A 14,357-nucleotide genomic window follows, 5' to 3' on the forward strand; every position below is an offset into this window, starting at 1 on the left:
TGCGTTGTCTCAACGAAGATGCTTTAGGTTGAAATTGATTATACCAAAGATGGTCAGTTTGGTTTAGCAAAGGAAGTTCAAAAAGGGCAACAGATTAAATTTATTTATAAATGATAGCACCAGAGATTCCGAAGAATGAAGAAGAAAGAATAGAAGATTTAATCTCTTTAAACTTATCGGATTCCGAAAAAAAAGAACAGCTTGATGGAATTGTGTCCATATTGTCTAAAAGTATAAGAGTACCCATCGCATATATTTCGTCAATAGAGACTGACAAGCAAAACATTCATGCTTCTTGCGGATTGAACTTCAATTCGTCAGATAGGTCATCTTCATTTTGCGGCCATACTATTTTACAGAATGAGCTATTAGTAATTGAGGACACCCATAAAGATGAAAGGTTTTTTGATAATCCAATGGTCGTCAACGAGCCTAAAATAAGATTTTATGCAGGGTATCCCTTATCTACCCAAATAGGCAAGAATATTGGCTCTTTATGTATTTCAGACACTGTTCCTAGAAAACTTGCGGAAGATGAGTTAAGCATTTTTAAAATGATTGGCAAACTATTGAACGATATGATTCGGCTGAATAAAATGGCGAGCCTCCAAAAGGAAATTCATGAATCTAAGAAGAAATTGGAAGTTTTAAACGGAGAATTGTATGAGTCCAATCGATTTCATACAGAGCTTTTTGGGCAGTATATGAGTCCTTCGCTATTAGAAAAAGTACTTCAGAATAAAAAGGAAACTCAACTGGGTGGAGAAGAAAGAGACGTAACGGTATTGATAAGTGATTTAAGGGGTTTTTCTCCTCTATCTGAACAGTATAATGCACAAACAATTGTCCAAATACTTAATATTTACTTTGAAGAAATGATAGATGTTATTCACAAACATGATGGATATATCAATGAGATTCTTGGCGATGGAATATTAGTGGTTTTTGGAGCTATCAAGAATGTTGACAATTCTGCACTTAAAGCGGTAGAATGTGCACGAGAAATGCAAAGGGGTCTAAAAAAAGTAAATGGTAAGTTAAAAATTAAAGGGCTTCCCGCATTAGAAATGGGTGTGGGCATAAATAGCGGAAACTTAGTAGTAGGAAACATTGGATCTAAACGCAGAATGAAATATGGTGTCGTAGGTGAAAATATAAACATTGCTGCAAGAATAGAATCATTAACTGTACCTGGCCAAGTTTTAATATCCGAAACGCTCTATAAACTAATTGCAGATAAAGTGAAACCAATTGGAAATATAAGAACCAAGATGAAAGGATTTAAAGAACCAATAATGATTTATGATGTTTCTGAAGACATCGAAAAGTAAATTGGGTACGCTCTATTAAGTAACCATACCAGATTTTTTAATGGAGATTAACCTCGGAAATTAATTGAAAATAGAAGATGCGGCCATACTATATGTAATATGAGGCAAAACTTAAAAATTCACTAATAAGAGGTTGGTTCTAATACCGCTCTAAAAAATTTAAATACCAAACAAGCCATAATAAAAAAATGAATCAACAAAAGAAATGCCTTAAATTTTTCCTTCTACTATTTGTAGTTTTTAGCCATGCCCAAGAAATTGAAAAGTCTATTTTCATAACAGCGAATACATGGGACACTTCCAATACGGCAGTGCTTGCTCAAATCGCCAGCGATGCAGAGAAAATTGAAAATCATATGCTCTTGGTACTGGGGAATGCAGCGCCGAAAAATGAAATTAAAAATTCAATTGAAAGACAGCTCAAACTAATCGAGAGTTTTGAAGATAACGTGATTTTTATACCAGGAAGCCAAGAGTGGTCAAAACATGGGTTTAATGGTGTAGAAGGTGTCGAAAAGTATATTCAAAAAACTAGTCAGGCCAAATTTTATCCAGGTAATAATGAGCCTATCAAAAGTCGTGATTTGAGCGAAAATATTGTATTGATTACTGTAGACTCTCAATGGTTTTTAGAGGATTGGAACAAACACATCTATATCAACGACGATTCAGAAATAAAGAACAGAACCCTATTCTTTTTGGAGTTTGAAAACCAAATAAAAAAGGCCCAAGGTAAAATAAAGATAGTTGCGATACATCACCCTATTCTAACCAAGACAAGGCAGAACTTCATTGCGAAAACAGGTGGGACCTCCGTCCAAGATTTTGAAAATAAGCAATTTCGTAAGCTTAGAAATAGGTTAAAGACCGTTGCTCAAAAAACTGAAAATGTCATTTTTGTTTCCGGTAATGATAGAAACCTTCAATATCTTAATCAGAAAGTGACACAAATAATCAGTGGAGCAGCCGGTAAAACTGAAAAAGTGAAGAAAGCCGATGAAGGTAACTTTACTTCTTCCAAAAATGGTTATTCTAGGTTGGATATCGATACAGATGGAAATGCGACGGTATATTTTTTTGCTACAAAAGACGGAGTGTCCAATACGATTTTTCAGAAAACCATTTTTAAAGGTGATAAAAAAAATGAGAAAATCAATTATGAATTGAAGGATACTTTTCCAAAAACCAAGTTGGCCTCGATTTATACCAAAGATGCAACTAATAAGAATGGGTTTTATAGGATGTTATGGGGAAATCATTATCGAGAATTTTACGGTAAGGATGTAAACGCTCAAGTAGTTTTGCTGGATACGCTTATGGGAGGTGTTTCGCCTTTAAAACGCGGAGGGGGTCAACAATCGAAATCATTACGATTGGAAGATAAAAATGGGAAACAGTTTGTAATGAGAGCCTTAAAAAAGAGCACTACTAGGTTTCTACAGGCCAATGCTTTCCAAGAAGTTTATATTGGAAATGCCTTGGACGGGACTGTTATCGATAAAATTTTGTTTGATTTTTATACTACCTCGCACCCATATACCCCATTTGCAATAGGTGGTTTGTCAGATGCGGTCGATGTTGCACACACCAATCCAAAGTTATTTTACGTTCCAAAACAAGAAGCTTTAGGTGTTTTTAATGATGAATTTGGGGATGAACTTTATATGATTGAAGAACATGTTGGGAAAACTCAAATAGAAACAAAAAGTTTTGGCAAACCTGATAAGATTCTGAGCACAGCAGATATTTTACAAAAAATCCATAAATCGGGAAAAACGATAGTGGACGAGCCTTCGTATATCAGGGCAAGAATATTTGATATGTTATTAGGGGACTGGGATAGACATGAAGATCAATGGCGTTGGGGCGAATACAAAAATAATGACGGTACCAAATATTACAAACCAATCCCCCGAGATAGAGACCAGGCGTTTTCTAGGTATGATGGCGTCTTAATTTCAGTTTTAACTAGAATCATTCCAGGACTTCGTAAAATGCAGACTTTTGGAGATGATTTAAGGAGTGTGAAATGGTTTGCCTCCTCACCATACCATTTGGATATCACACTTATCAATAGCTCTGATTGGGCAGAATGGGAAAAACAAACAAAATACATCCAAGGAAACATTACTGATAGTATAATTGAAAAAGCTTTTGAGGCCATTCCAAATGAAATAAGGGGAGAAACTATTGAGGACATTAAATCGAAGTTGAAGGGAAGACGTGGAAACCTATTAAAAATCACAAAGGAATATTATGATTACCTAAATAGATTTGAAGTGGTAACCGGTACTCAAAAAGATGACCAATTCAAAATTACTAGGCTTCCCGATGGGAAGACCTCAATACAAATCCAAAGGAAAGACCTGGCCATACTCAAAAGAACATTCTCACAAGATATAACCAAAGAAATCTGGATTTATGGCCTAGATGGCAATGATACATTTACCGTTGAAGGAAAGGGGGACAAATTGATAAAGTTGAAAATAATAGGCGGAAAGAAAAACGACACCTATAATTTCATCAATACAGAAAAAGTGAAGTTGTATGATTATAAAAGCAAGAACAATACTATTGTAAACAAACGCTCAAAAAAATGGCTTGTTGATGATTACAACATTAATAATTATGACCACCGAAAGGTCAAATACAACTTTGATCAAACAGTACCTATAATTGCTGTTAACCCAGATGACGGTCTTCGAATAGGTGTTTTGACCAATCATGTTTTTCATGGATTGCAGCGCAATCCATTTACTCAAAGACATACATTAGGTGCATCTTATTACACGAGTACTTCTGGAGTCAATCTAATCTATAAAGGGGAGTTTTCAAACATTTTTCATAAGTGGAACTTTGGCTTAGAAGGGCTCTATAACAGCCCCTCTTATGCATCCAATTTTTTCGGTTTTGGAAATGAAACTATATATGATAAAGATTTGGTGGATTTTGATTTCAATCGGGTGCGAATTAAAAGGTGGAACGCTGCAATTTCTCTTATTCACAGGGGAAGGGACGGAGGCGCATTTCAAATTAAGTCATTGATCGAATATTTTGATGTCGAGAATACAGAACAACGTTTTATAGGTAGCTTTCCCGAAAGCGATTCCGTTTTTGAAGAGCAAACCTATGCTGGTGCAGAAGCAACGTACAAATTTGAAAATAAGGACAACAAAGGCTTCCCAACTTTAGGATTGGATTTTGATTTTACTTTAGGATATAAGACCAGTGTTGGAAACATGACGGTTAAAAATAGTTTTGGCTACCTACTCCCGGAAATCGCCCTTAATCATAGGCTGACAAAAAGAGGTTCTGTAATTCTGGCTACTAAAATTGGCAGCAAAATTATCCTGGGGGATAATTTTGAGTTTTACCATGCTGCCCAACTGGGTGGTGACAATGGTCTTAGAGGGTTTAGAAATAATCGTTTTACCGGTAAAAGGTCATTTTATCAGAATATAGATTTAAGAATACCTCTTGGGGGAACGAGAACAAGTATTATTCCGATTCGATTCGGCGTTACGGGTAGTTTTGATTATGGCAGAGTCTGGATAGATAATGATACTTCTGGCTTATGGCATAATAATGTAGGAGGTGCCCTTTGGGTAAGTGGTGTAGGTGCAATAACTGCCAATATTGCTTATTACAATAGCTCAGATGGTGGTCGAATGCTCTTTGTCCTAGGGTTAGCATTCTAAGTGGAAAGACAAAATCACTTTTGCTTAAAGTAACCACTAATAGCACTAAATTATTAAACAACAAAAATCTATGGAAACCTTACTTGCCAAATCTGAACAATTTGTATTTAACCTTTTTAACGATAGTAACAATAAATATCTTTTTCATAATTACAATCACACGTTACAACTTGTAGATTTTTGCGATGTATTAACAGCGGAAGAAGGTTTTTCTGAAATAGAATTGGAGCAACTTAAATTAGCCGCATACTTTCACGATGTTGGTTATACCGTTAGTCCTGAAAACCATGAAGAACTTAGTACAAAAATCTGCGAAGATTTTTTAAAGAAAAACGAATACCCTATTGATGGCATAAAGAAAATTAAGACGTTGATTTTAGCAACAAAAATTGAAAGTGAGCCAAAAACACTTTCAGAACAGATTATAAAAGATGCGGATTATGGTCATTTTATCCGAAAGAATTTTCTAGAATATTCTGATTTGCTAAGACGTGAAAGAAGTCAAATCGCAAATACAGAAATATCAATGTCAGATTGGTTGGAGGGGAATATTTCTTTTTTTAATTCCCATAAATTCTATTCTCCATACGCAAAAAAGAATTGGCAAGCTTTAAAAGAGCAGAATCTATTCAAAGTATTGAAAGAAAAAGATAAAATCAACAGAAAAGAAACTAATGACGAAAAACCCGAAAAAGGAATTGAAACAGCCTTTAGAGTTGCCCTAAAGAATCACATGAAATTAAGCGATATTGCAGATGCAAAAGCTAACATCTTACTATCAGTAAATGCCATTATCATATCTGTAGCCCTTTCAGTCTTGGTTCCAAAATTGGACAATCCTTCAAATGGATATCTCATATTTCCAACGGTAGTTCTTGTAAGCTCAAGCATTGTGGCGATTATTTTTTCCATTCTTTCTACTCGGCCTAAAGTTACTGAGGGTACATTTACTAGGGAAGATATTAATAAAAGAAAAGTAAATCTCTTATTCTTTGGTAATTTTCATCACGTTTCTTTGGATGATTTTAAATGGGGAATGAACGAGATGATGAACGATAAGAAATACCTCTATGATTCAATGATAACAGATTTGTATTTTTTAGGTAAAGTACTTTATAAAAAATATTACCTATTGCGTATTACCTATAACATTTTTCTATTCGGTTTGTTGATTTCTGTTTCCTCATTTGCTTACATGCTTAAAACCGCCGTTTAATAACGAAAAGAAAACATTAAAAAATAAACCGATAATCCATAATTGGTTTGTGGATATTTTTATCGGTAGTTGCTTTGAAAAATTTTGAAAAAATAATAAATGAGCTTAACAAAGAACTGGAGGAAACAGAATTAAAATTAATTGATGTTCTTCTGGTTAGTGAAAGTTGTATTCTAAAATGTAAGCAGGCTTTAATGCAGATGAAGTCTATATTCATTAAGCTTAAAAAGCTAAGTAATGATGATGAAATAGAGTTCTTTAAGAGTATTAAACCCAAGGTATACAGCAAACTTATTTATTACGTAAAACTATTTAATGTAGAAAGTAAAAGACCCAGAAGTAGTAACAAATCTCAGGTCAAATACTTAAATAAGCATATAGGCAAACTTCAGGATTACTTTAATGATAATTTGGAGTTTTATTGGATAGGGCGGCCAAAGTATACCGCCCACAGCGGATGAAAGTGAGCAGTGTAAACGAAGTACTTAAAATCGATTCATTCGTGTGTTAAAATTAATGATTATTCCTTAGTTTTTTTCTCATTGATTCCCCTTTTATGCCTATCCTATGTGCGGTATGCACCAAGCGATCGAGGATTGCGTCCGCAATGGTCTTTTCCCCAATTATCTCATGCCATGCCTCTACGGGCAGTTGGGAAGCTATTATCGTCGATCGTTTTCCGTGCCTGTCCTCTATTATTTCCATAAAGGAGTGCCTGTTTATATTGTCCAAGGGTTTCAGGCCAAAGTCGTCCAGTATCAGCAGGTCCTGTTTTTCGAGCTTGCCTATCAGTTTTAGATATGAACCGTCGGCCTTTGATGTCTTTAGCGTGGTAAAGAGCTTTGCGGTATTGAAGTACATGACCTTGCTGCCCATCGAGCAGGCCTGATGGCCTATGGCGGAGGCCATATAGCTTTTGCCCACGCCCGTGCTCCCCGTAATGAGGATGTTCTCTTTTCTGCCGATGAACTCGCAGGACGCAAAACGTTGCACCTGGTTCTTGTCGATGTTCCTTTCGGGAGTGTAGTTGATCGCTTCCATTACGGCACTGTACCTGAACCTGGCCGCCTTGGTCAGGCGTTCTATCTTGCGGTTCTGCCTATCGTCCCATTCGGACTGCATAAGGTAGGCCAGTAGTTCATCGTTGGTGTAATCGATGCTCTGGGACGAGAGGCTGGTGTTGAAGGCCCTAATCATTCCGTGGAGCCTTAACTGTTTCATTTGTTCCAATGTCTGTTCGTTCATGATGCTTGTTTTTAATTATTGTTAAGCGATTATTATTTGTAATAGTTCCCTCCCCTGATGTTTTCATGGTCGGGCACCTCGGTGTTGTCCAGTGGGTCGTCTTCAAGGACGTCCCACCCCTTTTTCAGGATACGCTCTACCATTTTGTAATTGTATGCCCCATAGTCGGATGCGCGCCTGCAGGCATTGTCCAAGCGCCGGTTTCCTACTTTCTTGGCCAAGTGGAGTATGCCCAGACAGGACTTATAGGACTGTTCGGGATGTTGTTTCTTGTCGAGTATCCCGATGATGTATCCCTTGCAATGGTCGCCGATATGCCCTGCCCAAGCGATGAACTTCTCGCTGCTCCATTCGCTGACGAACCGATGGTGCGATGGCATATGCTCCGCCATGGTGGTATACCCGTACTTCTGCCTTTTCCTTGTATGGGCGGCAAGGCGTTCGTGCCTGTGGTATATCTCGACGAAGCTATGGGTGTAGACGATCTTGATCTGCTTGCCGATGTGCCGATAGGGTACGCTGTAATAATGCTTGTCCTTGCCAAGGTAGATGTGGCTGTTCTTGTGTACGGTGCCCTTTGCGTAGAATCTTATCTCGTACCGCTTCAATGGAAGGGGCTTGAGTTCTTGCCGTTCCACTTCCTTGAACAACGAGTACCGGGAGTACTCCCTTCCCCTGAACGACCTGTCATTGTGTGTTTTCAGTAGTTCCGATATGGCCTTGTTGATTTCGGTTACGGAATGGAAGGCCTGGTTGCGCAACGGCGCAAAGACCCTGGTGTAGATGATCCGGACGGCATTCTCTACGATGGCCTTGTCCCTTGGCCTGTAAGCCCTTGTGGGAAGTACGGCCGTTTCGTAGTGTTCGGCGAAATCGGCAAATGTCTCGTTGACCTTGGGCTCGTAACGACTGCTCTTGGTAACTGCCGATTTTAGGTTGTCCGTAACCATTGCTCGGGGAACCCCGCCGTAAAACCAAAGGGCGTTCTCGGTACAGCGCATGAAGTCTTCCAGTTTTTGGCTTGTACAGGCCTCGACATAGGTATATTGGCTACTTCCCAATACGCATACGTAGACTTCCAGTTCTTGTAGCTCCCCCGTATGTCTATCTACGATAACAAGCTTTTTCCCCGTAAAATCTATGAATAGCTTGTCGCCCGCTTTGTGGGTAAAGTGCATTACGGGGGAGACTTCCTTTGTCCATTCCCGATACCAGTACCTGAACTGTGAGAGCTTGAAGCCGTCCGGGTGCTTCTCGTAATATTCCTCCCATAACAATTGCTTGGTAACACCCGTCCTGCGTAATTCCCTGTCAAAATAGGGAAAGTACTTCTCGAGGGTCTTCAATTGTTCGCTCTTGGGCTTTTGGTCCGACCGGAAAAGCCTGTGGATCTCCTCCAGGGTCATTGCGGACACCTCATAGGAGGTCAGCTTGTACCGCTTGAAGAAGTCGATGTACTTGGTTACGGTATTGCGGGAGAGGCCCAGCTGCTTGCTGATGCCCCGTTTGCTCGCGCCCTCGCCGTACAATTTGAAAATCTGTTTTGCCTTGCGCATATCTATCTGTTTGTTTGCCATCGTCTTTTTTACAAAAGAACCGATGGTAACCCACAAATAGAATCGATTTTTTAGTGGTTCACTTTCGTCCGCCCGGTGTGGCTCACTTTAACCCGCCCGGGGTGGTATACTATGCCCGTTTTTTGCACCAAAAACAACGAAACCTTGCAAATCATAGATTTTGCAAGGTTTTTAATTCGTTTGGAGTTTCCTCCTAGTGACCTCGACAGGGTCATAACTTATGATTTATTCATCTGATATTCAAAAAGTTATATTTTTAGTAATTAATATGAGCACCGAATTGCTCACTCGATTGTATACTCATATTAAAAGAACATATTTCAAGTGAAAATTACGCATAATTTATGAATGCTATTTTCTAGATTTTCAAAATATTGAATTTTTAATCACCGAAGAAACTTTAAGGGCTAAGTGAAGAATCAAAAATTATTGATTTGACGTCATTCATGCGTCTCATAAAACGTGTATTAACAGAACTACTAAAAAAGACCAGGAATGGAACTCCTAAGGAAGTGGTATTAGTTTTTCATTTACTGGTTCAAAAAATGGCCTTTTATGGGAAAGTTTTTCCCAATTTTCTGTTTCATTTGTTATTTTGAATTCAACCAATGTTAAACAGCAGTAAATCTTATTTTTAATAACCTCCATTTACATAAATTTTAAGATTAAATAGTATTTGGAATCTTTTGGTCAAATATGATAGCACAAAGTGTTTACATTTAGGTCTTGCTTTCAATGAAGACTTACCCGTTTTCGGAGAGCAGTGCCTTTATTAGGTTGTAGAGTCAACTCATATGATTTATCGATCTTTAAGACAATATTTGAGATATTTACATCATATTTTTGTTGTTTTGTGATATTGTTTCTATTCTGGTTATATGGCTTGCATATCAAACGAGATAAAAAGCCGAATAACTTCTTGTTGTATTTAAAAATAGTCGTAACATTAAGTGCTTACTTTTGAACTTTTTCAAGCAAAATTTAGTGGTTATAGATAACTTTTATTGTGAGAACATTACTTTTTTTATTTCTTAGTCTCAGTATTACTGTTGTTAGTTCACAGGATTCGGACTTTGATGGGATAGTGAACACCGTGGATTTGGACGATGACAATGACGGTATTCTGGACAGTGTGGAACAGGGTCCTGAACCGGAGATTACGGATTGGACGCGTGATTCGAATTCGACCCAAAACAATATTGTGGTAACGGGCAACTCTCTTGTGTCCACAGGTACATCAAGCTGGGCCGAAGCCTATTATTCCCCCGATCTTTCTACTTTGGGCGTTGGCGGAGATTATGAGTTTAGTTTTACTATCGACAATACCGCGGGCAAAACTGTGATGATCGGCCTCAACGCCTCAGGAAACAATACAACAACGGTCTATTCCGATATCGACTATGCGATCTACCTTGCCGGCAGTAATTTTTATGTTTATGAGAATGGTACGGGTCGGGGCTATTTCGGCACCTATGCCTCCAATGATACGTTTTCCGTGGAAAAGTCAGGGACTACGATCACCTATAAACGTAACGGCACGGTATTTTACACCAGTTCGGTAGTGGCCAATTCTGCCGATTATTATATCGATACCTCTTTTAACAGTGGCAGTTATACCCTTGGCAATTTGACAATAGGGCCTGGCGGCGGCGGAAGTTTTAACAATGACAGTGATAACGACGGGCTTGTGGACGCTTTGGACCTGGACAGTGACAACGATGGCATTCCTGACAATGTGGAGGCACAGACCACTGCGGGATATATGGCCCCCGGCACGTTTACGGATGGCAACAACGATGGGGTGAACGATGTATATGCCGGAGGATTGACTCCTACCGATACGGATAACGATGCCGTACCGGATTACCTGGACACGGATAGTGACGGTGACGGAGATACCGATGTGTCGGAATCCGGCACCTCCGCAATTACGGATGCCACTTATGCCGATGTGAACGGAAGTATGGACAACCCGCTCGGTGATTTGGCCAATACCTTTGGTAATGCCAACGAAGTGAACTACCGGGAGGTGGGAAATGATTCGGACTTTGATGGGATAGTGAACACCGTGGATTTGGACGATGACAATGACGGTATTCTGGACAGTGTGGAACAGGGTCCTGAACCGGAGATTACGGATTGGACGCGTGATTCGAATTCGACCCAAAACAATATTGTGGTAACGGGCAACTCTCTTGTGTCCACAGGTACATCAAGCTGGGCCGAAGCCTATTATTCCCCCGATCTTTCTACTTTGGGCGTTGGCGGAGATTATGAGTTTAGTTTTACTATCGACAATACCGCGGGCAAAACTGTGATGATCGGCCTCAACGCCTCAGGAAACAATACAACAACGGTCTATTCCGATATCGACTATGCGATCTACCTTGCCGGCAGTAATTTTTATGTTTATGAGAATGGTACGGGTCGGGGCTATTTCGGCACCTATGCCTCCAATGATACGTTTTCCGTGGAAAAGTCAGGGACTACGATCACCTATAAACGTAACGGCACGGTATTTTACACCAGTTCGGTAGTGGCCAATTCTGCCGATTATTATATCGATACCTCTTTTAACAGTGGCAGTTATACCCTTGGCAATTTGACAATAGGGCCTGGCGGCGGCGGAAGTTTTAACAATGACAGTGATAACGACGGGCTTGTGGACGCTTTGGACCTGGACAGTGACAACGATGGCATTCCTGACAATGTGGAGGCACAGACCACTGCGGGATATATGGCCCCTACTAGGGTAGATAGTGATAGTGATGGACTGGACAATGCCTATGACGCTACACCAAATACTGGAAGTGAAGGGTCTTTAGGTTTGTCACCTGAAAACACAGATGGTTTGGATGAATTAGATTATTTGGATACTGATAGCGATAATGATGGAACTCTAGACATAGCTGAAAATGGAGATACTAACGATACCTTGATGGGGTCCGATATAGACTCGGACGGTTTGGACGATAATTTTGATGCAATTGACAATTTCGGTTCTTGGGACAGTAATGATGAAATAACCGGTTCGGGCAGCGTCGGTTTGATAGCCAGTTTCGGAGATTTAGACAATGATGCAAATGGATTAATAGTTCCTCTTTCGAAGGATCTTGATTATAGGGATGCCGATAGTGATAATGATGGTATAACAGATAATTTAGATTTGGATGATGACAACGATGGTATCCTTGATGAAATAGAATGCGCCCCTTCTTGTTCGTTGGATACAGATTCCGATGGTATAAAGGATTATCTTGACACAGACAGCGATAATGACAATTGCCCTGATGCTTTTGAAGGAGGTACAGGTTCTTTTGCCGGTTATACTTTAAATACCAATAATGGATTGGCTGGAGCTGTTGATACAACTCCTTCAAGCCCAAGCTATGGCTTACCACTAGTCGCTGGCATAGGTCAAGCTGTTGGAGCATCGAAGAACAACAATTCGCGCATAGGGTGTCCCTCTACCATAATAACAAATAGGCATATAACCCCCAGGGTCAAAAATTGAACTTTTTGATCAAAAAGAATTTCCTGATGATTTGCGTCGAGGTTTAAGATTTCACTTCTTCTGTGAGAGAAATTGAATCTCTTACTGGTATTTCAATTCGAACCTTAACCCAATCGACGTAAAACAAAAATTTCAATCGCATTTTATACTTGTAAGATTTCTGATTCAAATATTCATTGATACGGTACATTACATTAGACAGGGTACGTTTCTTTGCATTTTTCTCTTGAGAACGGCCAGTATATTGGCATCCGTATCAATACGCCAGAAGGGGTTCCTAAACCTTGGTTTGATTAGAGAGCAATTTCAAAACCGCTTCTTTATCCTCTGTATACTTTTCCATCAATTTATTGTAGTGCTCTTGTGGAACCTTACCCTCTAGTTTATTCCTCTCTTCTTTGGTCAATTTTTGGAATTTCTTCTTATCTTTAAGATTTCATTTTGTCCAAAAAATGTAAGGAGCATTTCATTGGTCGATAGGGACTGGGTGATTTCAATACCCCAAACAATAGCTATCAAAGCATTTATTTTCATCATCTTCACTGATTTTTTTAAAAAGGCACAAAAACAGCATATTGTTCTGCTATTTTTTTCAGTTTTATCAAATTCATCACAAAGAAGATACAGGCGATTCAACTTTCAAAGGTGTCACTTCTCTGGCTTGTATATTGCTAAGTCCATAAGCGTTTTTGCTTTGCCCAAATTTTCCTTCTATCAGGTTTCTTTGGTTTTATTCCTTCTTCCGTTTTTCTTTTTGGTGGGCATTGATCTGTTGCCTTGGTGGTCTTCCCAAGGGTTCGCCCACAATGCGGATGTTTCTTTCTTTAAACCCTTTTCGATTTTCTCGATTCAGGTAGATACGATCTGCCAGCAGTAATTCCGGATAATGTCCATAGGCCTGTCTGAACAGCTCAGCTTGAAGCACAAGATCTTTAGATTCATTAAAGAAGTCCCAACCAATGTTTTCCACTCAGCTAATCCCATCCACCTTACTGGCACTGATCTTGACTCCTAACTCAGTGGCCTGTTTGTCTTTTCCTCTTGGTATGGGACGTACATAAGCTTGGTAAATGTTAACAATCGGATTATCATCACTATGGGTGTTGGTGTCATACATATACTTTTGCTGGTGATAAATAAGCTGGATCACCCAGTATAGCTTATGATCTCTTTTAGAGGTGAGAAACTGATGAGGATACTTCTCTTTAATACCAGAGATTGTTCCAGGCAGTTCTTGACGCTCTCTCAGAGCTGCAATCAAATCTAACATTTTTTCAATATGGGACAGATTCCGTTTGAGATAACGCAGTTGTTTGCCAACGAATTTCCGTAGCTCTCTTGCAGACTTTTTTCTTTTCTTGGAAAAAGAAACATACTCCTTGCAAGTCGCTCTACGATATAATCTCTTGGTTTTGTTTTTAAAGCTGTCCGTTTGCAAAGGATGTCAATAATACGCTCAGTTTCTTCTCTTACTCTATTGAGCAGATTGGCAACAGTGGCATCAACCTTTAAGGTGCCATTGTTGGGAGTGGACTTTCCACTGTCTTGTCGGCCTTTTCAATGATCAATTCATTCCACGTATCAAACTGCTTGTCTCCCATACGCTTATGTATATCCACAAATACCATGGGGTGAAAAGGTGTTACCACCTGAAACTTTGCAGACCAAAAAATATTAGAGATGGAGATTCTTGCTGATTATAGCTAAAGTGCCCCAATCGTCCAAACCCAGCTTGAATTTAACAATCAATGCCCCTATCACTATGCGAATATCAAT

At 39.2% G+C, this 14,357-nt stretch carries 9 protein-coding genes and 1 pseudogene; 5 read left to right on the forward strand and 5 right to left on the reverse strand.

Features of this window, described 5'->3' with window-relative positions:
• The first annotated feature begins 110 nt into the window (after positions 1–110).
• The 4 genes from LV704_RS14070 to LV704_RS14085 all read left to right on the forward strand — a co-directional run bounded on the left by LV704_RS14070 (position 111) and on the right by LV704_RS14085 (position 6,706).
• The gene (locus LV704_RS14070) at positions 111–1,331 is read left to right on the forward strand and encodes an adenylate/guanylate cyclase domain-containing protein (protein WP_163424032.1); all 1,221 of its coding nucleotides are present in this window, start codon (positions 111–113) and stop codon (positions 1,329–1,331) included.
• Between the two features lie 188 nt (positions 1,332–1,519).
• Positions 1,520–5,029, forward strand: coding sequence for a metallophosphatase (locus LV704_RS14075; RefSeq protein ID WP_163424033.1), 3,510 nt, complete (start codon positions 1,520–1,522; stop codon positions 5,027–5,029).
• Positions 5,030–5,099: 70 nt separating this feature from the next.
• Positions 5,100–6,245 (forward strand): Pycsar system effector family protein, encoded by a 1,146-nt coding sequence (locus LV704_RS14080; RefSeq protein WP_163424034.1) that lies wholly within the window; start codon positions 5,100–5,102, stop codon positions 6,243–6,245.
• 74 nt (positions 6,246–6,319) lie between these two features.
• Positions 6,320–6,706: an RteC domain-containing protein gene (locus LV704_RS14085; RefSeq protein ID WP_233782049.1), complete on the forward strand. Its 387-nt coding sequence runs from the start codon at positions 6,320–6,322 to the stop codon at positions 6,704–6,706.
• Positions 6,707–6,758: 52 nt separating this feature from the next.
• Here LV704_RS14085 and istB read toward each other — a convergent pair whose 3' ends face one another.
• From istB to LV704_RS14100, 3 genes are all read right to left on the reverse strand, one after another.
• On the reverse strand, positions 6,759–7,490 hold the full coding sequence (istB, locus tag LV704_RS14090; protein WP_163424036.1) for an IS21-like element helper ATPase IstB: 732 nt from the start codon (positions 7,488–7,490) through the stop codon (positions 6,759–6,761).
• 32 nt (positions 7,491–7,522) lie between these two features.
• Positions 7,523–9,067 carry an IS21 family transposase gene (gene istA / locus LV704_RS14095; RefSeq protein WP_163424037.1) on the reverse strand — a complete coding sequence of 515 codons (1,545 nt, stop codon included), beginning with the start codon at positions 9,065–9,067 and terminating at the stop codon, positions 7,523–7,525.
• 504 nt (positions 9,068–9,571) lie between these two features.
• Positions 9,572–9,715, reverse strand: a complete 144-nt coding sequence (locus LV704_RS14100; protein WP_163422925.1) for a hypothetical protein — start codon at positions 9,713–9,715, stop codon at positions 9,572–9,574.
• A gap of 358 nt (positions 9,716–10,073) precedes the next feature.
• Between LV704_RS14100 and LV704_RS14105 the strand changes: the two genes are divergently transcribed.
• Positions 10,074–12,581: a hypothetical protein gene (locus LV704_RS14105; protein WP_163422926.1), complete on the forward strand. Its 2,508-nt coding sequence runs from the start codon at positions 10,074–10,076 to the stop codon at positions 12,579–12,581.
• Between the two features lie 402 nt (positions 12,582–12,983).
• Here the strand turns inward: LV704_RS14105 and LV704_RS19985 are convergent, their stop codons facing one another.
• A complete protein-coding gene (locus tag LV704_RS19985) occupies positions 12,984–13,118 on the reverse strand; it encodes a hypothetical protein (protein ID WP_255695686.1) in 135 nt (44 codons plus the stop codon).
• Between the two features lie 26 nt (positions 13,119–13,144).
• Positions 13,145–14,357: pseudogene (locus LV704_RS14110) on the reverse strand (transposase); the annotation flags it as partial.

It is taken from the genome of Flagellimonas sp. CMM7 (genome assembly GCF_021390195.1).
In the GTDB taxonomy this organism is placed as follows: domain Bacteria; phylum Bacteroidota; class Bacteroidia; order Flavobacteriales; family Flavobacteriaceae; genus Flagellimonas.